A 20,057-nucleotide genomic window follows, 5' to 3' on the forward strand; every position below is an offset into this window, starting at 1 on the left:
GCAACACGATCCGAGACCGCAACGCCAACGCCTGCGCCGTCTTGCGGCGCCGCGTCCACCCCTGCAACGTCCGTGTCTCAACGCCCGACAACACCAACTCAGGCAGCTTCGGGTTAGGCATGCCACACCCTACACACTGCGCGCGAATTAATGACTCAGGACACTAGGACCATCCGGGCACTCAAAGCCCGGCGGTGGACGAACCTCCAACGCATGAACTACGCCTTGTTCGCACTGGTCGTCGTGCATGAGTACTTCTATGGGGCGCTGTTGCGAATGACATCCCCATTCAGTCTCGTGCTGATCCTCGCGGTCATCGCTGTCCTTATTGGACAAGCAAGAGGAATCCGGCTGTGGCGGCACAAGCAGACTGACAGAGGAGGAGAATCCCGTGGCTAGCCTTCCGGAAGTCGACACCAGGGAGAATCCCGGCCGTTACACCCCCATGCCGAGGTGGGTGAAAGTGTCCGGGGTCATCGCTCTCGTTGTGATGCTGGTGGTCGTCATCACGCTGCTCGCCCGCGGTCCTCACCGACCGGATATGACCGGTGGTGGCGACATACCTGCCTCAAACACCGTAGCGCCAGGTAGTGGCCATGACTCGGGCTGGTGGGGGCACTGATGGTGATGAAACCCCGGCTGCGCAAACTCGCCCTCACGGCACATCTTGTTGCCTCGATGGGCTGGCTCGGTGCGGTCGTCGTGTTCCTGGCGCTCGCTGTCATCGGCCTGACCAGTCAAGATGCTCAAACCATGCGCGGCGCCTATCTCGTGATGCAGCCGGCCGCGTGGTGGGTTCTCGTCCCATTGGCTGTCGCTTCGCTGCTCACCGGTATCGTCCAAGCACTGGGCACCACATGGGGGTTGTTCCGGCACTACTGGGTCCTGTTCAAATTGCTGATCAACGTCGTGGCCACCGTGGTCTTGCTGATGTACATGAGAACGTTCGGCATCATGGCCCGCACGGCGTCCGATCCGGCAACGTCCCCGTCGAGCATCCGAGCACTGGGCGCCTCGCCTAGTCAGCATGCCGCACTGGCCCTGATGCTGTTGCTGGTGGCCACGCTGCTGGCGGTATACAAGCCGAAGGGCGTCACCCGATACGGGCAGCGCAAGCAGCGAGCTGAACAGGCCCAACGGCGCGCTGTGTCTGTGCGGTAGTGCGGCCGGTGTCGTGCCGACTGCGCGACCAGCGGCTCGGGGCCGTGAACGGTGGCGTTTGCGAATAGTCTACTATGCTGTCTAGTAATGTAGCGTTTCGCTCTCCGTCCGTCGTGCTGTCCAGGGACGGGGCCCAGCCGCCGAGTCTGTTCTGTCTGGAGCGTGCCCGACATCATGCGGAAGTCTTTGGTGACAGCCACGACCGCGCTGGTGGTGGCGGTTCTGAGCACCGCGTGTGGCAGTGACGTGCCGTCGCCGGAAACGCAGAGGCTTCCGAGCGGTACGGCTGCCCCACAAGCGGACCACGACGAACAGGCTGTGGCGTTCGCGCGGCAGTTGATCCCGCACCTCGGTGAGGTGCGGGACCTCGCCAAGCTGGTTCCCTCGCGCAGCACCAACGCGGCGGTCCTCGACCTGGCAGCGAGGATTGGGAGATCTCAGACCCCCGACATCCAGCAGCTCATGAGATGGTTGCTCATGTGGGGCGTGGAGTACGTGCCCGACACCAATAAAGAAGCGGTCCGGCAACTGCAACAGGTTGATGATGCGCAGTTCGATCGTGTGTGGACACAGATGACGATCGAGCGGCACGAACGCGCGATCGCCGTGGCCAAGACCCAGCTTGAGAACGGCGGAAACCCGGCCGTCAGGCAATTCGCCCAGAAGATCGTCGACACGCGCCAGGCGGAGATCGACGAAATGCGAAATCTGGCGTAGCCCTTAACGGTTAACGCAGTTGAGCACGTACGGAAAACGTACGGCCGCCGTCGAGGGAAGTGTGGATCGCAGACTCGGTGGCGATGTGAACCTCACCTGATCCGTTCGCGGTGACAGCTCTTGACTCACCTGGCACCTTGCCCTGTTGCGACCAGGTCGCACCGGCATCTTGACTCGTGTGGACGCTGCCGTCCGGAGTGATTCCGAGCACCACCGTCGCGGATGGCCAGTCCACCAGGAGAAGATCCGGAGCGTTGGAGACTGGTGTGAACGTGCGACCGCCGTCGGTACTGCGGGCGAGTCCCCGTTCGGTTGTGGCGAGCAGAGTGTTCGGGTCGATCGGTGAGACAGCGAAGTCGGCAAGGGCGACGCTGACACGGGGATCCCAGTTCTGTCGATCAGTGGACACGAGGAGCCGGCGAGTTTGGCCGTCGTAGCCGTACACCTGGTTGTGTTTTGCTTCCAGGGCGTGGAAGTCGGCAGCGCCGCTCAGTGAGAGTGATCGCCAGTTCTGGCCGGCATCTGTGCTTTCGATCAGTCCCAGGTGGTTGGGTCCGTCCTGAGCTGGATCCGGATGCCCGCTGCCGAGGAAATGCCGTGGTCCGACGACGGTGAAGCCCATCGTGTCTTGGCGCGATTCGGTCACGCGCGCGGGTCGGTCGGTTGCCGGAATGCGGAACAAGCCGTAGTGGCTGGCCGCGTACAGGGTCCCGTCAGCGGGGTCGATTCCGAGTCCGTGCACATGTACGAGACCAGGATCGGCCGTAGGCTGCTTGCTTGGTGGCGTGATGGGCGTCTCGCTGCACGCGGCAAGGAGCATGCCGCTCGTGGCCAGTAGCGCGAGCTTGCGCATCGCAGGCATCCGGTGCGCCATGACCGCCTCCCTTATAACTACTAGACATCCTAGTAGGTGTTGTTGGGGGAGTTGCGGCAGGGTTGAAGGTTGGGCCTGCGCTTGAGCTGGACGAATGGGCAAGTGCGCTTGGGACGGGACTCGCCGTCTGTCCCAAGCGCACCTCCCTAGCGATCAGAGGTTGGCCGCGTACGTTCGGCGGCTTGGAAGCCCTCGCGTTTGTGGGCGCCGTCGCAGAACGGTTTGGTGGCCGACTTTCCGCACCGGCAGAGCAGGTGTGTCCGCCGTCCTTCGAGGTCATACACGTTGTTGTCGTGGTCGACCAGTCGTATGGGCCCTTTCACTTGATATGGGCCGTTGTCGACTGTCTTGATCACGACCGTGGGTGGCGTTGGCGACTCGCTCGTCATGGTCGTCTCGGCTAGCTGACTACCTCGTAGCCCACTTCCTTGATCGCCTGCCGGATGCGGTCGGCATCGACAGGAGTTTCGCTGAGGACGGTGAGTTCGCCGTTGCTGATGTCCACATCCACATCGTTGACACCGTCAAGACCGGTGACCGCGTTCGTCACCTTGGTCATGCAACCGGTGCACGTCATTCCCTTGACGGTAAACACGCTGCTGTTCAATGGATTCCCTTCGTTCTCACTGTGTTCGATACGGCTTGGTCATGTCGCGCTGCGGAATCCACGCAGCCGCAAGCTGTTGCTCACCACGAACACCGACGAGAACGCCATCGCGGCGGCGGCGATCATGGGGTTGAGCAGGCCGAGGGCGGCCAAGGGCAGGGCGGCGACGTTGTAGGCGAAGGCCCAGAACAAGTTGCCCTTGATCGTGCCCAGCGTCCGGCGGGCCAGGCGGATGGCGTCCACCGCGGCACGCAGGTCACCCCGGACCAGGGTCAGGTCGCTGGCCTCGATGGCGACATCGGTGCCGGTGCCCATGGCGAGACCCAGATCGGCTTGGGCGAGCGCCGCGGCATCGTTCACGCCGTCGCCGATCATCGCCACGACCCGGCCTTCACTCTGCAGCCGTTTCACGACGTCCACTTTGTCCTGGGGGAGGACTTCGGCGATCACTTCGTCGATTCCGACTTCGGCGGCGACGGTGCGGGCCGCGGCTTCGTTGTCACCGGTGAGCAACACCGGCCGCAGACCGAGCTCGCGCAATCCGCGAATGGCTTGCGCCGAGGTGGGTTTCACTGTGTCGGCGACCGAGAGCACCGCGCGAGCCTGGCCGTCCCACGCCACGAGTACCGCGGTGTGGCCTTTCTGTTCTGCGGTCTGCTTGGCGTGCTGGAGGTCCTCGTCGAGGTGGACGCTCCAGTCCGCGAGCAGCTTCGCCCGGCCGACGACGATGGCCTTGCCCTCGACGACACCTTGCACACCGAGTCCTTCGGTGTTGTGGAAGTCCTCGACCGCGGGAAGGTCCCCGCGTTCGGCCGCGGCGGCGCTGATGGCCTTGGCGATCGGGTGTTCCGAGGCGTGTTCCAATGCGCCGGCCAGCCGCAGAGCTTCGTCCTCGTTGACGCCCTCGGCGACATGGATGTCGACCAGGCTCATCTTGCCGGTGGTGACGGTTCCGGTCTTGTCGAGCACCACGGTGTCCACCCGACGCGTGGACTCCAGGACCTCCGGACCCTTGATCAGAATGCCGAGCTGCGCACCGCGGCCCGTGCCGACCAGCAGCGCGGTCGGCGTGGCCAAACCGAGGGCGCACGGGCAGGCGATGATCAATACCGCGACCGCGGCGGTGAAGGCCGCCGTGGCCCCAGCACCTGCTCCAGCCCAAAACGCCAAAGTCCCGACAGCCAATGCGATCACAATGGGCACGAAGACCGCAGAGATCCGGTCGGCCAGCCGCTGCACGGCGGCCTTGCCGTTCTGGGCGTCCTCCACCAGCTTGGCCATCTGGGCGAGTTGCGTGTCCGAGCCCACCCGGGTCGCCCGCACGACCAACCGGCCGCCTGCGTTGACGGTCGCGCCGATGACCTGATCGCCGGCGCCGACCTCGACGGGCACGGATTCGCCGGTGAGCATGCTGGCGTCGACCGCGGAACTGCCCTCGACCACGACGCCGTCGGTGGCGATCTTCTCGCCGGGACGGACGACGAACTGGTCTCCTACGGCCAGCTGGTCGATCGGGATGCGCTGCTCACGTCCGTCTCGGAGCACGGCGACGTCCTTGGCTCCGAGTTCCAGCAATGCGCGCAACGCTGAGCCTGCGCGGCGCTTGGCGCGGGCTTCGAAGTAGCGCCCGGCGAGGATGAACGTGGTCACCCCGGCGGCGACTTCGAGGTAGATGTTGCCGTCACCGGCCATCCGCTCGATGGTCAGCTCGAACGCGTGCTGCATCCCCGGGATCCCGGCGGTGCCGAAGAACAAGGCGTACAGCGACCACAGGAACGCCGCACTGACCCCGAGCGAGATCAACGTGTCCATGGTGGCGGCGCCATGCCGCAGGTTGATCCACGCTGCTTTGTGGAACGGCCAGGCGGCCCAGACCACCACTGGTCCGGCCAGCGCGAGCGCCAGCCACTGCCAGTAGGTGAACTGCAGTGCCGGGATCATCGACAGCAGGATCACCGGGACCGACAGCACGACGGAGGTGATCAGCCGCTGCCGTAGCGCTCGTGTTGGATCGTCAGCCTCAGCGTGCGGCTCGTCGCCCCGCGGCGGGGCGGGAAGCTCCGCGGTGTAACCGGTGGCTTCCACCACCTTGATCAGTTCCTCGGCAGATACGCGCTCCGGGAAGCTGACCTTCGCCTTCTCGGTGGCGTAGTTGACGGTCGCTGTCACACCATCGACCTTGTTGAGCTTGCGCTCGATCCGTGCGGCGCACGAGGCACACGTCATGCCGCCGATGGACAGCTCCACCTGATTCGCTGGTGCGTCGTGTGTGGTCGAGGTCATCGGTGGCCCTCCTCATGAGTGTCCACAGTGAATTCCGCAGTGCGGACCCTTCCTTCGTGCTGGAAGTCCAGGAACAGTCGGTAGCGGCCGGTGGTCGGCACTTCGACAGCGAACTGAACCTTTGGTCCCGCGGTGGTCGTGCCGTCGCCCGGCTCGCCCAGCGGGTGGACGTGCAGATAGCCGAGATCGGTCGCGCGCAGGGCGACGAGATGCCCGTAGGCGCCCAGGTAGGGCTGCAGATCGGTGACCTGCTGTCCGTTTCGGGTCACGGTAGCCGTCACGGTCGAAGACTTGCCGGGCGTGAGGTTGCCATCCAGGGTGACCTGGTACCCGTCCACGGTGGATGTTTGGATGGGACTGTCGTGCTGAGTCGGTTCAAATTGCCCGGGTACCTGGATGTCGGCGCCGAGCGTGGTCTTCACACCGCCGGTGGGTTTGAAATCCGCGAACACGCGGTAGGACCCCGCCGCGGGCAACGTCAACGGCACACTCCATGTGCCGTCCGGGACCATTTCGGGGTGCAGATGCTGGTAGCCCGTACCGTCGCGGCGGACCAGGACGAGGTGCAGGCGCTTCTCGTGCTCGACATCGAAGCCGGTGATCGCGGCGTCCTCGGGCCCGAGAATGCGGAAGCGGAACTGCTCGGCACTGCCGGTGGGCACGGTCGTCTGGCTCAGCTCCAGCCGGTAGCCATTGTCGGCCAACGCCAGACCGGGCAGTCGTGTATCCACTGGTTGGGCCGCTGCGGCGTCATGTCCGCCCGAGTGGCTGGCCTCGCTGGGGGGAGCGCTGTCGCTGACCGGGCCGACTGCCGCGCCGGCCACCCAGGCGCCGCCGAACACGATGGCCAGGGCCAGCCCGTAGGCGGACACCTTGGTGGCGGTTCTCATGGGATTACTCCTCGGGGTCAGCCGGCAAGCTGGTATCCGGCCTCGGTGACCGCGGCGCGGACCTCGTCCTCAGTCAGGTTGCGGTCACTGGTCACGGTGACCTTCCCGGTGGCGAGGTCGACTTGGACGTCTTGGACGCCGTCGATCTGGCTGACCTCTTCGGTGACCGAACTGACACAGTGGCCGCAGGTCATCCCGGTGACGGTGTAGGTGGACTGCGACATGGTGTTTCTTCCCTTCGAGATGGTTCGTGGTCAGGAGCGGACCAGGCGGGCGATCGCGTCGCTGGCTTCGGTGATCTTCTTCTCGGCGGTCTCGCCGCCTTCGGTGATCGCCTCGCTCACGCAGTGCCGCAGGTGCTCGTCGAGCAGGGACATGGACACTGCCTGCAAGGCCCGGGTGGCCGCGGAGATCTGCGTCAGGATGTCGATGCAGTACTCGTCGCTGTCGACCATCCGCTGCAGGCCGCGGATCTGTCCTTCGATCCGCCGCAGCCTGCGCTGGTGGTCGTCCTTGTTGTGCGTGTAGCCCGCCATGCTCGTACTCCTGTCGATCCGGTCCACCGCGCGGCCGGCCAAGGTGGCTGGGGGAACGGTGAACACCTAGGCCATTTATACCCCCAGGGGGTAGGGGTAATGCAAACGATCTGGCATGTGGGCCGTGACACGTCCGCGTTCCGGTTACTACCCGGTCGGATGTCATGCAATACTATGTCAAATAGTACTTTTGGTCGTGTCGGGGTTGTGGATGGGGATTGACGACTGGCTGCGTCTGCAAGCCGAGGAATGCCTCGGTGACCTGCTGGCGGGGGCCTATCAATGTGCTGGAACGTCTGCGTTATCAGTTACAGTTGGATGCCTGTGGAGTGTGAGCGCGAGTGGCGGGAGCTCTCGGAGCTAGCTGGACTGCTGCGCTGGATGTGCGCCCGCGACGTATGGGACCGGTTCGACGAGCCCTTAACTGACCCTTGCGTGGATACAGGGAAGGGGTATATAACTGCTCTCGGCCTAGATACCCCTAGGGGGTATAGTCAAGTGAGGAAAGGTCGACCATGACCGAGATGCGGGCAGGCGAACACCATGAACACCACCACCAGCACCAAGGCAAGGCGAGTTGGTCCACCGCCGCGTCGGCGACGCTGCACTGCCTCACCGGCTGCGCCATCGGCGAGGTCCTCGGAATGGTCATCGGAACCTGGCTGGGCCTGAGTAACATCGCGACCATCGCGCTGGCGGTGACCCTGGCCTTCATATTCGGATACGCCTTGACGATACGCGGTGTGCTGAAGGCCGGGCTGAAGATGAAGCAGGCGCTGAAGGTCGCGCTCGCCGCCGACACGGTGTCGATCGTTGTCATGGAGGTCGTCGACAACGCCATCATGGTCGGCGTTCCCGGAGCCATGGACGCCGGGCTGGGCAGTTGGTTGTTCTGGGGCGCTCTGGCGTTCGCCCTCGCGGTCGCGTTCGTGCTGACGGTGCCTGTGAACAAGTGGATGATCGGCCGGGGCCGTGGTCACGCGGTGGTCCACGCATACCACCACTGAGGACGCCCGAACACTACGATGGGCAATAGTAAGAACACTCGGGGCCGTGAAGGGATCCATATGTCAGACGGTGACCGGCTCCCGACGGCACGCGATTGGGGATTGGTCACGGGTGGCATGCCCGCACAGTGTGCGAAGGCGTGCTGCCGATGACCGGTTCACTTGCAGTCCTACTCGGGGGTTGCGGTTGTGGCTTGGGGACTACCACGACTGCTGAGCCGGTTTAGATCTGTGGCGCTACGACCCCTTGCCCATCATGGTGGGCCTGCTGGTCTCGATGGCCAGCGTGCTCGTGGCGGCGGTCGGCGGTGTGGTGCTGCTCCTGGCCTCTGACCATGGTGCAGTGCCACCGCTGCTCGCGGTATTGCACCATTGCTGGTCTGCCTTGCGGCACGGTCCACCTCCGCGGATCGAAGAACTGGGTGGTCTGCTGGGAGCTGTTGTCCTGATCGGCGTCGCTCTGCGAGTGATGATCGTCGGAGCTCGAGCGGGCTGGCGCCGGGCGCGGACTCGCCGGAAGCACCTGGTGACTCTTCGGCTGGGCCGCGCGGGTCGAGACTGGATCCCCGAGTACATGGTGGCTGGCCCATGACCGTCCGCTGGCCTTCAGCCTCGCCGGCCGACCTGGCGTGATCGTGGCGACAGACGGGCTTACCGAGCATCTCGACCCTGCTGTGGTTGGGGCCCGTGTGGCTCACGAGCGAGCACATCTGCGTGGCCGACATCATGTCCTGATCGGCTTGGTGGAGAGTGCTGCCCGCACAGCCGGGGCGCCGTACTCCCGGACTGCAGTGACATCCGTTGCCAGTTCAACCAGTTGACGCATCATCTTGGGAGCCAACCGGAACAACGGGACAAACGGCAGCGCCGTCGCCAGGCATTGCTGAGTGTCAGTGGACATGGCTCGCACCGCGGAAGTCTACTACCATTTCTAGTAGATGAGTGGAGGCTGTCGTGTATGGACTCGGTGAGCTGGAGGCTGCGGTAATGCAGGTGTTGTGGCACGCCTCCGAGCCGGTCACGGTCCGCGACGTCCTCGGGAAATTGGACACCGGTAAGCCGCTCGCCTACACGACTGTCTTGACAGTGCTGGACAACCTGCATCGCAAGGGCTGGGTGCAGCGGACTCTGGTTGGCAAGGCCTACTGGTACCGGCCAGTGCACAGCATGGTCGAGACGGCCACGCGTTCGCTTCGCGCGGTACTCGACGAGTCCGGCGATCCTGAAGCGGTGTTGCTTGATTTCGTCAGCTCCGCATCCGATCATGAATCGGAACTGCTGCGGAAGGCTTTACGGGAACGCGGCCCGGACTGAACCGGCAGGAGTTGACGTGCTCGATCCGAGCTGGTACTCCACATTAGACGCGCCGCCAGAAATCCAGTCCAACTAAGAACGACCGTAGTTGAATCGCGGCATGCGACGCCTGCCGTTCTGCGGACGATCCAACCTTGTAGAAGGTGGACCCGCCCGATGACCATGCTGGGGACGCACGTCCCGGTTTCTTGGTGGACATTACTTGTCCTGCTATGCGGCGTGATGCTCGGTCATCCCGTCAGCCACTGGCTGGCCGCATCGCTGGGATGGCGCCACCGAGCCTCGGTTGTCGCGTGGGTAGCGTTCAGTGCGGTGTTGGCGCTCACCATTCCTCCGGTCTGGGCGGAGCCTGCCGATCCGGATCACTGCTTGCCGGACTATCCGGCCCAGGTTTGGATAGAGCCGTTGCACACCAGTGGAGGCGTCGGCGGTGGCCTGCTGAACGTCCTGCTGCTGCTTCCACTCGGAGCGGCACTGGTGCTGGCGGCGGGGCGAGCCCGGATCGCTGTGGTCGTGGTTCTCACGCTTCCCGCGATCGTCGAAGCCGCGCAAAGATCGATACCGGGTCGGCTGTGCAGCTTTTCGGACTATTTGGCGAACGCCACTGGTGGTGTGCTCGGTGTGGTCATCGGCATGTTGATCATCTCCTGGCGTGTCCCGTCGAGGGAGTGCTGCGGAAAGCGGCCGCACTGTGTGCGCTGTGGCGTGACGGTGTAGTCGCGGCGATCCACTTCCCGCGTCGCGTCCGCCAGCGGTGTAGGGCGGTGTGCCGTATCGGGTGTGCTGGTGCGGCTCGCGCGACAAGACCAGCTCAGCGCATCCGACCGGCGGTGACGAACGTGAGCCGTCGGGCGGGACGAGGGCGAGCACGGAGTATGCGCCCCTTGTGTTTTGTTAGGCGCATCCCATAACCTCCGTCTTGGCAGCGATTATCAATATCGAGCTACGTATGGGAGGAACACACTCGGATGACCGACTCCGCACCGTCGAACCCGATCGCGTCGCTGCTGCGTCCCGTGCGTGGCCGTCTGATGCTGGCGGCGGGTTTGCAGGTCGTGTCTGCGGCACTCGTGCTCTCTCCGCTCATCACCTGCAGCGCCATCGCCCGGCAGCTGCTCGCCGATCCGGCCGACCCGGATATCTGGCGGACCCTGCTGATCGGGTCATTCCTGCTCGGGCTGGGCCTCGCCCTGAGAGGCGGGGCGGATCTGATCGCGCACCTTGCTGACAACACGTTGACGCTGATTCTGCGGCGGCGTGTCGCGGCGCGGCTGCGTACCGCCCCGCTCGGCTGGTTCACCGACACCACCGCAGGGCAGGTGAAGCAGGGCATGCAGGACGACGTCGGTGCGCTGCACCATCTGGTCGCGCACTCCTACACCGAGATCGCGGGTGCCGTCGCGACGCCGATCGCCGCCTACGCGTACCTGTTCCTCATCGACTGGCGTCTGGCGTTGATCCTTGCGGTGCCGGTCCCGGTCTTCGTGCTGATCTACCGGCGCATGATGGCCGACAGCGGGAAGCAGATGGGCGAGTACGGTCGCGTCCTGGCCGGTATCAACAGCGGCGTGGTGGAGTTCGTCGACGGCATCCCGGTCGTCAAGACCTTCGGTCAGACTGGCCGCGCCCACGCCGCCTATCGCGCCGCGGTCGAGCGTTTCACCGCCTTCTTCGTCGGCTGGACCCGGCCGTTGATCGTCCCGGAGACCATTTCGAACCAGTTGATCGCGCCGATCGCCCTGTTGGTCCTGACACTTCTGTTCGGCACGGGGTTCGTCGCGGCGGAGTGGATGGATGGGATCGATGTCTTGCCGTTCGCGTTGGTGGGGCTTGGCCTGGCCGGTCCGGTCGGGGCGTTGACCTCGAACCTGCAGGCGCTGCAGATGGGACAGGCCGCAGCTGCCCGGCTGAGCGCGCTGCTGCGGATCGACCCGATCCCAGAGCCAGTCGCGCCGGTGCGCCCGTCCGGTACACGGATCGAGCTCGACCACGTCCACTTTGGTTACGAGCCGGACCGGGAGGTCCTGCGCGACATCACCGCCACGTTCGAACCCGGCAGCGTCACCGCGATCGTGGGCGCCTCCGGGTCGGGCAAGTCGACCCTCGCGCGGCTGCTGCTGCGCTACGCCGACCCCACGGCCGGGCAGATCCGGCTCGGCGGCGTCAGCCTCGGCCAGATCGCCTCCGCCGAGTTGTTCCGCACGGTCGGGTCGGTCTTCCAGGACGTCCGCCTGCTGCGGGCCAGCATCGCCGACAACATCGCCCTGGCCCGTCCGGACGCGACGCGTACGGACGTCGAGAGAGCCGCTGCGGCGGCGAATATCCACGAACGCATCCTCCGTCTCCCTCGCGGTTACGACTCCGTCTACGGGGAGGACGCCATTCTCTCTGGCGGCGAAGCACAACGCGTCAGCATCGCCCGCGCGTTCCTGCTCGACCCTGACGTGCTCATCCTCGACGAGGCCACCTCCGCCGCCGACGCCGAATCCGAGCACGCCATCCAGACGGCACTGTCGGCCCTGGTGACCGAACGTTCCCGCACCGTCATCGTGATCGCCCACCGGCTCGACACCATCCGCGACGCGGACCAGATCCTCGTCCTGGACCAGGGCCGCATCGTCGAGCGGGGACGCCACGACGACCTGCTCGACCTCGGCGGCGCCTACCAGCGTCTCTGGCAGGCGCAGCACCACACGGAAGGACTGTCCCGGTGATTCGCCGCCTCGCCCGCTACCTCGGCCCCGAACACGCTGTCCTCATCTACCGCTATCTGCGATGGGCCATCTGCTCCAGCCTCATCCAAGGCCTCACGCTGGCGTTCACCATCCCGATCCTGCGGACGCTGCTGACGGGGGACACCAAGGCCGCTGCGGGCTGGCTGGTGGGTTTCTGCATCACCGCCGTCATCTCGTGGGGAATCGAGTACTCGGCAACCCGGAAGGGCTTCGACGCGGCGGGCGAGTTGCTCACCACGCTGCGATACCGCATCGGCGATCACGTCGCGACATTGCCGCTGGGATGGTTCACACCGAGCAACACCAGCACCCTGGGACTGACCCTGAGCAGGGGCGTCATGGACATCCTCGCGCTGCCCGTGCGCCAGTTGACCGCCCTGATCAAGTCGATCGTGATCCCGTTGGTCCTCATCGCCGCCCTTGTTGTCGTCGACTACCGGATCGGGCTGATCGCCCTGGCCGCGGTACCCGCAGTCGCCGCCCTGTACTGGTGGGCCAGCAGACTCGGCCGCCGGGCCGACGCCGCCGTCAACCGGGCCACCGCCGACGCGAGCGACCGCATGGTCGAATTCGCTCAGGCACAACCCGTGCTGCGCACCTTGGGACACGCAGGATCAGCCACCGACCGATTCGACCAGGCACTGCACGAACAAGCCCGCACCGAGCGCCGCCAACTCTGGCTCGTCCTACCGCCGGTCATCCTCAACGGCATGGTCGCCCGGATCACCCTGCTCACGCTGCTGTCCACGGTGATCGCGTTCGCTGCCGGAGTCACCGACCTCCTCGCTCTGGCGACCTTGCTCGCGACCTTGCCGGTCATCAACCGCCTCGTCACCCCACTCGGCGAGGTCGCCAGCCACGCCACCGTCATCCGTACCGCCACCGCGCACATGGACGCGGTTGACAGCATCCTGCACGCCCGGCCTCTTCCAGAACCGGCCGAGCCGCGCCGCCCGGTCGATGCGACGGTCGAGTTCGACAACGTCTCCTTCGCCTACGGCACCGGCACCCCGGTACTCGACGACGTCACCTTCACCGTTCCGCAAGGCACCACGACCGCGATCGTCGGACCCTCGGGCTCCGGCAAGAGCACACTCATCCGGCTCGCCGCCCGGTTCTTCGACCCACAGGACGGGGAATCCGCATCGGGAGAACCCCGCTTCCGCTGATCGGCGCTGAGAACCTCCAGCGCATGGTGGCGCCGGTCTTCCAGGACAACTATCTCTTCTCCGGCACCCTTGCCGACAATGTCCGCATAGCCCGTCCCGATGCCACCGACGCGGAGCTCGACCAGATCGCTGAGTTGTCGGGCCTGACGGACGTCATCACCGCGCTGTCAGAAGGATGGAACAGTCAGGTCGGCGAAGGCGGCACGCGCCTGTCAGGCGGGGAACGGCAACGCGTCGCCATCGCCCGCGCCTTGCTCAAAGACGCACCCATCCTGCTGCTCGACGAAGCCACCGGATCGCTCGACGCCGAGAACCAGCAAGCAGTCGCGACCGCCATCGACACTCTCCGGCGTGACAAGACGGTGATCGTCGTCGCGCACCAGCTCTCGACCATCACCACAGCGGACGAGATACTGTTCCTCGAGAACGGGCACATCGTCGAACACGGCACACACCAGGAACTTCTCACCATGAACCAGCGCTACGCGGCACACTGGCGAGCGCTCAACGCCGCGCGCACTTGGCGACTTCTCAAACAATGACCGCTCCCCGGCGAGTCGGCGGGCGTCCGCGAAAGCTCACCGATCGCGACATCATCGACGCCGTCCTTGAGGAAGGGTTCGCCGGCATCACCGTCCCCGCGGTCGCGCGCCGGCTCGGTGTCTCGACCATGACGCTCTACCGATACGTGCCCACGAGAGCCGATTTGCTCGCCCTCGCCTGGAACCACGTCATCACCACCAGCGACTGGCCACCCCTCACCGGACACTGGCGGCAGATCCTTCATGCACACGCAAGAGCGTTCTGGCACCTCCTGGCCGGATACCCGGGCGTGGTCACCGAACTGTCCCAAGCGCTCATGCCGACCGAGATGATGAACCGCATCGACGACCTCGCCGTCGCCCTCGTCGACCAAGGTTTCACCGCCGAGGACGCCGTCCTGGCCGTCGACCTCGTCATCGATCTGACGATCGACCACCGCCGTGGCGTCGAGAACATTCACGGACTGGCCGACACTCCGGCGACGCTGGAAGCCATGGCGCAACTCTGGGCCCCCAACGACGCCGATCCACCCAACAGGCGAGCCGTACGAGCCGCGATGACTAACGCCATCACGCTCGCACCATTCGAGTGGTTCACCCGGAAACTCGATCTCGCGATCAACGGCATCGAAGGCACGTTTCACCAGTAGTCCGGTACTGGGCACGTCACTTCACCCGGTCTGTCTCGTGAACGATGCTTCCGCCTGAAACGTCCACTTCGGATCCAGAGTGCTCTGGGCCGGCATCTCGGTCGTGATCGGGCTTAGACCCTCACAGTCGCTTCCCGATGGGAGCCCAAGGCAGTGCAGATGGGTCTGTCCCGAATCTGACGTGGTGACAGATGCCACCTAAGTCGTACTCGCATGTTCGGGTTGTACATGTATTCTAAGTCGAACAATGATGTTCAACTTAAGGGGGTCTAGTGGCTCAGGACGTGGCATCTCCGCACGTCACACGGCGGTGGTGGGGGCTTGTACTGCTCTGTTTCGCGCAGTTCATGGTGATCTTGGATGTGACCGTTGTGAACGTGGCCTTGCCCGTGATCGAGGAACAGCTCTCGCTCAGCCGGGTGGCGCTGACCTGGGTCGTGACGGCGTACACGCTCTGCTTCGGTGGACTGATGATGCTCGGCGGGCGTCTCGCGGACACGATCGGGCGGCGGCGAACCTTCCTGATCGGCTTGGTGGTCTTCACGATCGCGTCGCTCGGCTCCGGCCTGGCGGAGAGCGGAACTCTGCTGATCGCGGCGCGGGCAGCCCAGGGAATCGGTGCCGCCATGTTGTCTCCGGCGGCGCTGTCGATCGTCACCACGACATTCCACGGACCAGAACGCAACCGTGCACTGGGTGTATGGGCGGCGATCGGTGGTGCGGGTGCGGCCGTCGGTGTGCTGCTGGGCGGCGTGTTCGCGGCCGGGCCCGGCTGGGAATGGGTGTTCTTCATCAATGTCCCGATCGGCGTGCTGGTCGCGGCGCTGGTGCCGTTGACGGTCGGCGCAGGCTGGCCCGACGAACGGCCGGGGCGGGTCGACGTGCCAGGGGCGGTACTGGTCACGGCGGCAGCCGGGTTGCTGATCTACGGACTGGTACAGGCAGGCGATACCGGCTGGGATGCGGCGGTCACCCTGCTCACGCTCGGGGCAGGGCTCGCCCTGTTGGCTCTGTTTGTGCTGGTCGAGCGCAACACGAAAGCGCCGCTGGTGAGGCTGGCTGTGCTGGCGCGGCGCCCGGTCGTGGCGGGCAACCTGGTCATGCTCGCGGCGTCAGGTCTGTTGCTGGCCAACTTCTTTCTCAACTCGCAGTACCTGCAACACGTGCTACGGCTGGATGCGCTGCGAACGGGGCTGATCTTCCTGCCGGTCGCCCTGGTGATCGGGCTCGGCACTCATCTCGGGGTGCGGGTCATCGGGCGCTTCGGTGGTCGCGTCGCCGGAACGGCGGGCTTCGCGTTGGCCGCGGCGGGAGCGGTGTTGCTGGTGCAGGTGCAGGTAGAGGACAATCCGCTTATCCACGTCCTGCCTGGGTTCGCGGTTTCCGGGCTTGGGCTTGGCGCTGCGTTCGTGACGGCGACGACAACCGCGATGGCCCACGTCGACCACGTGGATGCGGGAATGGCGTCAGGGCTGATCAACACCGGCCATGAACTTGGCGCGACGCTCGGAATCGCGTTCGTGTCCACCATTGCCGCGACCAGCTTGACCGGTGAAGGGACCGCTGGGTACAGCTCTGCCTTCGTCGCCGCCGCGGTGGTCGCTGCCCTCGCTGCCCTGATCGTGCTGTGGCTCGTCCCGCCGGGCCGGCCGCCGGCGACGGACGGTCCGGTGTTCGCGCACTGACGTCCGTAGGCTGATGCCTGTGAGTGCGACTGACACCAGGCGCGGCGCCGGAGAACCTCGACGCCGCGCCGACGCCGAGCGCAACATCGCCGCCATCATCGACGCCGCGACCACCTGTTTCATCGAGCGTCCGCAGGTGAGCATGGCTGACGTCGCCAAGGCAGCCGGTGTCGGCCGGGTAACCCTGTACGCCCATTTCTCCTCCCGCGAGGCGCTGCTCGAAGCCGTCCTTGAGCATGTGATCGTCCACTCAGCGGGGATCATCGAAGCTGAGGCGCCAGACCAGGGGGCCGCGGACGAAGCGCTCCGCCGATTGGTCAAATCCTCGTGGCGTGAACTCGACCGGCACCGCAGGCTCTTCGAGCTCGCCCAGCGTGAGCTGGGTCCACAGCGGCTGCGGGCCTATCACGACAAAGCACTGGCCCATGTTGAGCGGCTCATCGGACGAGGCAGGAAAGAAGGGGCGTTCCGGACAGACCTCCCGTTGCACTGGTTGGTGACCACGTTCTACAGCCTGCTGCACTCCGCTGGTGAGGAGGTGAACGCCCGCCGCCTGCGCAAGTCGGACGTTGCCGAGGTACTCACGGCCACCTTGCTGCCCGCGCTCTCACCGCCCTGACCTCCTACGGTTTCGGATGGCGGCCACCAGCCGGTCCTCCTAAGCTGCCTCGTAGAGCGATCTCCGAACCTGGGGGCGGCTGATGAACGTCGTGGCAGTGCTGGTCGTGCTCGGCGCGGTCGTCGTGCTCGCCGCAACGGCATACGCCGTGGCCTGGCTGGTCCGGCTCGCGCCTGCGGTTACCGATCGGATGCCGTTCCTGTCAGGGCATGCGCCGGCCGAGCATGCTGTGTCCCGGTACCACGTCCGCTGGTACACGCTGACCATGATCTTCCTGGCGTTCGACATGGAAATGGTCTTCATGTATCCGTGGACGCTGGTCGTGTCCGAAGTCGGTACTCCGGCTGTGGTGGAGATGTTTTTGTTCCTCGCGGTGTTGTTCGTCGGAGTCTGGTACGCGCGGCGTGAAGGTGCCCTGCGGTGGAGCTGACCAGATGGCTGCTGCGGCACATGCCTGTGCGGCCGCTCATCGTCGCGGCACCGGGCAACACAGGTACCCGTCTGGCCGTCGAGCAGGCCGCGCGTGAGTGGGGATGGCGTCCAGCGGTGAGTCCTGCTGAGGCGAACATGCTCGTGCTGGCGGGCTCGCCTGGCGAGACCTATGTGGACGTGGTGTGGCGGCAGATTCCTGTTCCGCGGGCGAGGGCCGAGATCGACACCGTTGCCGACACTCGGCCTGTGCTCGCAGGGGCACTTGCGCAGTTGCAAGATCCGTTTCGGCAGCAGCCGGAACGCAGCCCAGTTGCTGAATCGCAGCACGGGAACGGCCACAACAGTCATGACCACAGTCATGACACGCACGACCATGACATGGGTGAACACGACATGGGCGGTCACGGCATGCATGGCCATCACATGGGCGGCATGCAGATGCCTGGCGGCATCGTCATGGCGGATCGGGCACAGGACCGAGACGGGCTGAAACTCGATGTTCTGCACGTGCCACTGGGCCCGATCCTCGCGGACTGGCCCGCCGGGCTCGTCGTGCACACGACGTTGCAGGGAGATGTCGTCCAAAACGCTTCCGTGGAGATGTTCGGAAAGCCAGGCGGCTACTGGACTGCAGATCGAGCGTGTGCACGGCGGCTGGACAGTTGCGGCCGCTTGTTGGCGGTGGCGGGATGGGAGTCCGCGGCCATGCAGGCCCGTCGGCTCCGCGATGAAGTCCTCTCCGGACGGACAGACGTGCGTCCGGCGTTCGACCGGTGGGCTCGAAGGGTCCGGCGTTCCCGGGTACTTCATTGGTCGCTCACCGGGCTCGGAGAGTGGGAGCAGGCGGATGCGGCGGCTCGGCTCGTCCGGTGGATCGATCAGGCGGACACGACGCTCGAAGGCGCCGCAGGCGAGGTGGACGATGCGAGAGCGATTCTCGATGCGTTGCCCGGCTTGATGAGGGGCTGCGAACTCGCCGGAGCGCGACTGCTGCTCGCCAGCCTTGACCCGGACACTGACCAGGTGATCGGTCGTGGTTGAGGCGGGCCCGTGGTGGAGCGGTGTACTGCTGCCGTTGATTCTGGTCGCGTTCGCGTTGGCCGCGGCGATGATGGATTCGTCGCTGGCTGCACGAGATGCCGGTGGGCGAGCGGGGTGGTGGGAACCGCTGCGATCGGTTGGCGGGCTGCTGGTGCAGCAACGTCGCCGTACCCTTGCGGCCGATGTTCTGTTGTGGCGAGGGGGAATCTGGGCGTTGCTGGCCGGAGGTGTACTCGCCTCGCTGGTGACGCCGTTCGGTAGGTGGTCGGTGGCCGACCTGTCAATCGGCGTGGTGTGGTTCAACGCCGCCGAAGTCGTGGCGTGGGCTGCCGTGTGGCTTGTCGGGTGGGGCGCGAATTCGGCGTACGGGCTCGTTGGTGGGTTTCGGTTCGTGGCTCAGGGTTTGGCGTACGAATTGCCGCACATGTTCGCGCTGATCACGGCAGCGCTGGGGGCGGAATCGTTGCGGGTATCCGACATCGTGGCCGCGCAGGAGTCGTTGTGGTTCGTCGTGTGGATGCCCGCGGCGTTCGCGGTGTATCTCATCTCGATACTGAGCATGGCGTTCTGGGGGCCGTTCGACCAGCCTGCAGGCCGGGACATCACCGGTGGTGTGCTGGCTGAGTTGTCTGGTGTGGACCGTTTGTTGTTCTCGGCCGGTCGATGGATCCTGCTGGTGTCGGGGGCCGCGTTCGCGGTGCCGCTGTTTCTCGGTGGCGGTGCCGGTCCAGTGCTGCCGGAGTGGCTGTGGTCGGTGCTGAAGACTGCCGCGGTGCTCGCGTTTCTGGTGTGGGTGCGGCGACGGCTGCCGACTGTGCGGCTGGAGCGATACGAGGAGATCGCCTGGATGGTGCTGATCCCCGTGATGTTGGTCCAGGCGCTCATGGTGGCCGTCGTTCTGCTGGTTCGGTAGGAGGTGGTGAGACGTGTGGCACCAAATGGCGTTCTGGCTCTGCGCGGCCGGAGCGGTCGGCACCGGGATCGCGGTGTTCCGGGTGGACTCGATGGCACGAGCCACGTTCGCGCTGCTGGCCTCGTTCATCTTCGCCGCAGGAACCATCCTGCTGCTGCGGTTGACGTACCTCGGTGTGCTCGTGGTGCTGATGATGATCATGGAAATGGTCATCATGGCCGTCTTCATGATCATGTACATGATGAATCCGGCCGGGCTGATGCCGATGTCCATGGTGCACAACAAGATAGGTTCCGTGGTGATCGCGGCCGGGACCTTCGCCTTGCTCACCGCGGTCATCTTGCTTGTGCCGTGGCCGTCCCGTAATGGAGAACCACCGCCCGATCCGACGCGCGCACTCGGCGAAGCGCTGATGGGATCGAAGATGCTGGTGATGATGGTGCTCGGGCTGGTCCTGTTCGCCACCATGGTCGCTTCTGTCGTACTGGCAACACATCGAGGCCGCTACGACCGTTATGGCGACCGGCTGGACGCCAAGCGACCCAACGACCCGGTGCGAGGAGGGCTGCGCCGATGACATTGCAGATGTTCCTGATCTTCGCCGCTGCATTGTTCAGCATCGGGCTGTACGGTGCCCTGTCCCAGCAGTCGATCGTCATGATCATGATGGGCCTCGAGCTCATGGTGAACGCGATCATCGTGGCCGCCGCCGCGTTCTGGTACTTCGTCGCACCGGCCACGGCTGACGGTCAGGTCCTGGTATTGGTCGCGGTGACCGCGATGGCGGTGGAGATGGCCATGGGCTTCGCGGTGACCACGGCGATCTTCCGGAAACGGGATGTGGACATGACCGACATGGCCGCGGACCTGAAGGGCTGAGAG

General features: G+C 65.3%; 24 protein-coding genes and 1 pseudogene. 17 read left to right on the plus strand and 8 right to left on the minus strand.

The window, feature by feature from the left end; translation table 11 throughout:
- The first annotated feature begins 621 nt into the window (after window positions 1-621).
- Together GC106_RS33745 and GC106_RS33750 are read left to right on the plus strand one after the other, a co-directional pair.
- On the plus strand, window positions 622-1,161 hold the full coding sequence (locus GC106_RS33745) for a DUF2269 domain-containing protein (RefSeq protein WP_246367468.1): 540 nt from the start codon (window positions 622-624) through the stop codon (window positions 1,159-1,161).
- A gap of 162 nt (window positions 1,162-1,323) precedes the next feature.
- Window positions 1,324-1,878, plus strand: coding sequence for a DUF305 domain-containing protein (locus GC106_RS33750; protein WP_173139001.1), 555 nt, complete (start codon window positions 1,324-1,326; stop codon window positions 1,876-1,878).
- Window positions 1,879-1,888: 10 nt separating this feature from the next.
- Here the strand turns inward: GC106_RS33750 and GC106_RS33755 are convergent, their stop codons facing one another.
- From GC106_RS33755 to GC106_RS33785, 7 genes are all read right to left on the minus strand, one after another.
- Window positions 1,889-2,752: a F510_1955 family glycosylhydrolase gene (locus GC106_RS33755; protein ID WP_173139003.1), complete on the minus strand. Its 864-nt coding sequence runs from the start codon at window positions 2,750-2,752 to the stop codon at window positions 1,889-1,891.
- A gap of 146 nt (window positions 2,753-2,898) precedes the next feature.
- On the minus strand, window positions 2,899-3,141 hold the full coding sequence (locus GC106_RS33760) for a CDGSH iron-sulfur domain-containing protein (RefSeq protein ID WP_173139005.1): 243 nt from the start codon (window positions 3,139-3,141) through the stop codon (window positions 2,899-2,901).
- A gap of 11 nt (window positions 3,142-3,152) precedes the next feature.
- On the minus strand, window positions 3,153-3,347 hold the full coding sequence (locus GC106_RS33765) for a heavy-metal-associated domain-containing protein (protein ID WP_312873111.1): 195 nt from the start codon (window positions 3,345-3,347) through the stop codon (window positions 3,153-3,155).
- Between the two features lie 51 nt (window positions 3,348-3,398).
- Window positions 3,399-5,642 carry a heavy metal translocating P-type ATPase gene (locus GC106_RS33770; protein ID WP_173139009.1) on the minus strand — a complete coding sequence of 748 codons (2,244 nt, stop codon included), beginning with the start codon at window positions 5,640-5,642 and terminating at the stop codon, window positions 3,399-3,401.
- On the minus strand, window positions 5,639-6,532 hold the full coding sequence (locus GC106_RS33775; protein ID WP_173139011.1) for a DUF8832 domain-containing protein: 894 nt from the start codon (window positions 6,530-6,532) through the stop codon (window positions 5,639-5,641). Before GC106_RS33775 ends, GC106_RS33770 begins: the two co-directional genes overlap by 4 nt.
- Before the next feature lie 17 nt (window positions 6,533-6,549).
- Complete coding sequence (locus GC106_RS33780) at window positions 6,550-6,756, minus strand: heavy-metal-associated domain-containing protein (RefSeq protein WP_173139013.1); 207 nt, start codon at window positions 6,754-6,756, stop codon at window positions 6,550-6,552.
- A gap of 30 nt (window positions 6,757-6,786) precedes the next feature.
- Window positions 6,787-7,068, minus strand: a complete 282-nt coding sequence (locus GC106_RS33785; protein ID WP_173139252.1) for a metal-sensitive transcriptional regulator — start codon at window positions 7,066-7,068, stop codon at window positions 6,787-6,789.
- Window positions 7,069-7,592: 524 nt separating this feature from the next.
- Between GC106_RS33785 and GC106_RS33790 the strand changes: the two genes are divergently transcribed.
- A complete protein-coding gene (locus tag GC106_RS33790; protein ID WP_173139254.1) occupies window positions 7,593-8,075 on the plus strand; it encodes a DUF4396 domain-containing protein in 483 nt (160 codons plus the stop codon).
- Window positions 8,076-8,710: 635 nt separating this feature from the next.
- A pseudogene (locus GC106_RS49775) lies at window positions 8,711-8,770 on the plus strand (hypothetical protein); the annotation flags it as partial.
- 29 nt (window positions 8,771-8,799) lie between these two features.
- Here the strand turns inward: GC106_RS49775 and GC106_RS33795 are convergent.
- Window positions 8,800-8,976 (minus strand): M48 family metalloprotease, encoded by a 177-nt coding sequence (locus GC106_RS33795; RefSeq protein ID WP_173138997.1) that lies wholly within the window; start codon window positions 8,974-8,976, stop codon window positions 8,800-8,802.
- A 53-nt stretch (window positions 8,977-9,029) separates the two neighbouring features.
- On the opposite strand from GC106_RS33795, the gene GC106_RS33800 reads away from it, so the two are divergent.
- The 13 genes from GC106_RS33800 to nuoK all read left to right on the plus strand — a co-directional run bounded on the left by GC106_RS33800 (window position 9,030) and on the right by nuoK (window position 20,054).
- Window positions 9,030-9,389: a BlaI/MecI/CopY family transcriptional regulator gene (locus GC106_RS33800; RefSeq protein ID WP_173139256.1), complete on the plus strand. Its 360-nt coding sequence runs from the start codon at window positions 9,030-9,032 to the stop codon at window positions 9,387-9,389.
- A gap of 156 nt (window positions 9,390-9,545) precedes the next feature.
- Window positions 9,546-10,106 carry a VanZ family protein gene (locus tag GC106_RS33805; protein ID WP_173139015.1) on the plus strand — a complete coding sequence of 187 codons (561 nt, stop codon included), beginning with the start codon at window positions 9,546-9,548 and terminating at the stop codon, window positions 10,104-10,106.
- Between the two features lie 251 nt (window positions 10,107-10,357).
- Window positions 10,358-12,103 (plus strand): ABC transporter ATP-binding protein, encoded by a 1,746-nt coding sequence (locus GC106_RS33810; protein ID WP_173139017.1) that lies wholly within the window; start codon window positions 10,358-10,360, stop codon window positions 12,101-12,103.
- Complete coding sequence (locus GC106_RS48250; RefSeq protein ID WP_173139019.1) at window positions 12,100-13,293, plus strand: ABC transporter transmembrane domain-containing protein; 1,194 nt, start codon at window positions 12,100-12,102, stop codon at window positions 13,291-13,293. Before GC106_RS33810 ends, GC106_RS48250 begins: the two co-directional genes overlap by 4 nt.
- A 23-nt stretch (window positions 13,294-13,316) precedes the next feature.
- Window positions 13,317-13,835: an ATP-binding cassette domain-containing protein gene (locus GC106_RS49780; protein WP_376777785.1), complete on the plus strand. Its 519-nt coding sequence runs from the start codon at window positions 13,317-13,319 to the stop codon at window positions 13,833-13,835.
- The gene (locus tag GC106_RS33825) at window positions 13,832-14,485 is read left to right on the plus strand and encodes a TetR/AcrR family transcriptional regulator (RefSeq protein WP_173139021.1); all 654 of its coding nucleotides are present in this window, start codon (window positions 13,832-13,834) and stop codon (window positions 14,483-14,485) included. The genes GC106_RS49780 and GC106_RS33825 overlap by 4 nt, the downstream gene beginning before the upstream one ends.
- Before the next feature lie 284 nt (window positions 14,486-14,769).
- Entirely contained in the window at window positions 14,770-16,170 is a 1,401-nt protein-coding gene (locus tag GC106_RS33830; protein ID WP_312873112.1) for an MFS transporter, read from the plus strand.
- Window positions 16,171-16,189: 19 nt separating this feature from the next.
- Window positions 16,190-16,789: a TetR/AcrR family transcriptional regulator gene (locus GC106_RS33835; protein WP_217281319.1), complete on the plus strand. Its 600-nt coding sequence runs from the start codon at window positions 16,190-16,192 to the stop codon at window positions 16,787-16,789.
- A gap of 82 nt (window positions 16,790-16,871) precedes the next feature.
- Window positions 16,872-17,219, plus strand: a complete 348-nt coding sequence (locus GC106_RS33840; RefSeq protein WP_173139027.1) for an NADH-quinone oxidoreductase subunit A — start codon at window positions 16,872-16,874, stop codon at window positions 17,217-17,219.
- 20 nt (window positions 17,220-17,239) lie between these two features.
- A complete protein-coding gene (locus GC106_RS33845; protein WP_217281326.1) occupies window positions 17,240-18,262 on the plus strand; it encodes a hypothetical protein in 1,023 nt (340 codons plus the stop codon).
- Window positions 18,255-19,175: a complex I subunit 1 family protein gene (locus GC106_RS33850; RefSeq protein ID WP_312873086.1), complete on the plus strand. Its 921-nt coding sequence runs from the start codon at window positions 18,255-18,257 to the stop codon at window positions 19,173-19,175. The genes GC106_RS33845 and GC106_RS33850 overlap by 8 nt, the downstream gene beginning before the upstream one ends.
- Window positions 19,176-19,188: 13 nt before the next feature.
- Window positions 19,189-19,752 (plus strand): NADH-quinone oxidoreductase subunit J family protein, encoded by a 564-nt coding sequence (locus tag GC106_RS33855; protein WP_173139031.1) that lies wholly within the window; start codon window positions 19,189-19,191, stop codon window positions 19,750-19,752.
- A complete protein-coding gene (gene nuoK, locus GC106_RS33860; protein WP_173139033.1) occupies window positions 19,749-20,054 on the plus strand; it encodes an NADH-quinone oxidoreductase subunit NuoK in 306 nt (101 codons plus the stop codon). The genes GC106_RS33855 and nuoK overlap by 4 nt, the downstream gene beginning before the upstream one ends.
- Window positions 20,055-20,057 lie beyond the last annotated feature (3 nt).

This window comes from Kibdelosporangium persicum (assembly GCF_013280595.1).
In the GTDB taxonomy this organism is placed as follows: domain Bacteria; phylum Actinomycetota; class Actinomycetes; order Mycobacteriales; family Pseudonocardiaceae; genus Kibdelosporangium; species Kibdelosporangium persicum.

Bases quoted from the DNA above. Each gene is read 5' to 3' on its own strand.
- GC106_RS33745 (WP_246367468.1), top strand. From the start codon at position 622: ATGGTGATGAAACCCCGGCTGCGCAAACTCGCCCTCACGGCACATCTT.
- GC106_RS33755 (WP_173139003.1), bottom strand. From the start codon at position 2,752: ATGGCGCACCGGATGCCTGCGATGCGCAAGCTCGCGCTACTGGCCACG.
- GC106_RS33760 (WP_173139005.1), bottom strand. From the start codon at position 3,141: ATGACGAGCGAGTCGCCAACGCCACCCACGGTCGTGATCAAGACAGTC.
- GC106_RS33770 (WP_173139009.1), bottom strand. From the start codon at position 5,642: ATGACCTCGACCACACACGACGCACCAGCGAATCAGGTGGAGCTGTCC.
- GC106_RS33775 (WP_173139011.1), bottom strand. From the start codon at position 6,532: ATGAGAACCGCCACCAAGGTGTCCGCCTACGGGCTGGCCCTGGCCATC.
- GC106_RS33780 (WP_173139013.1), bottom strand. From the start codon at position 6,756: ATGTCGCAGTCCACCTACACCGTCACCGGGATGACCTGCGGCCACTGT.
- GC106_RS33785 (WP_173139252.1), bottom strand. From the start codon at position 7,068: ATGGCGGGCTACACGCACAACAAGGACGACCACCAGCGCAGGCTGCGG.
- GC106_RS33790 (WP_173139254.1), top strand. From the start codon at position 7,593: ATGCGGGCAGGCGAACACCATGAACACCACCACCAGCACCAAGGCAAG.
- GC106_RS33795 (WP_173138997.1), bottom strand. From the start codon at position 8,976: ATGTCCACTGACACTCAGCAATGCCTGGCGACGGCGCTGCCGTTTGTC.
- GC106_RS33805 (WP_173139015.1), top strand. From the start codon at position 9,546: ATGACCATGCTGGGGACGCACGTCCCGGTTTCTTGGTGGACATTACTT.
- GC106_RS33810 (WP_173139017.1), top strand. From the start codon at position 10,358: ATGACCGACTCCGCACCGTCGAACCCGATCGCGTCGCTGCTGCGTCCC.
- GC106_RS49780 (WP_376777785.1), top strand. From the start codon at position 13,317: ATGGTGGCGCCGGTCTTCCAGGACAACTATCTCTTCTCCGGCACCCTT.
- GC106_RS33825 (WP_173139021.1), top strand. From the start codon at position 13,832: ATGACCGCTCCCCGGCGAGTCGGCGGGCGTCCGCGAAAGCTCACCGAT.
- GC106_RS33840 (WP_173139027.1), top strand. From the start codon at position 16,872: ATGAACGTCGTGGCAGTGCTGGTCGTGCTCGGCGCGGTCGTCGTGCTC.
- GC106_RS33845 (WP_217281326.1), top strand. From the start codon at position 17,240: ATGCCTGTGCGGCCGCTCATCGTCGCGGCACCGGGCAACACAGGTACC.
- nuoK (WP_173139033.1), top strand. From the start codon at position 19,749: ATGACATTGCAGATGTTCCTGATCTTCGCCGCTGCATTGTTCAGCATC.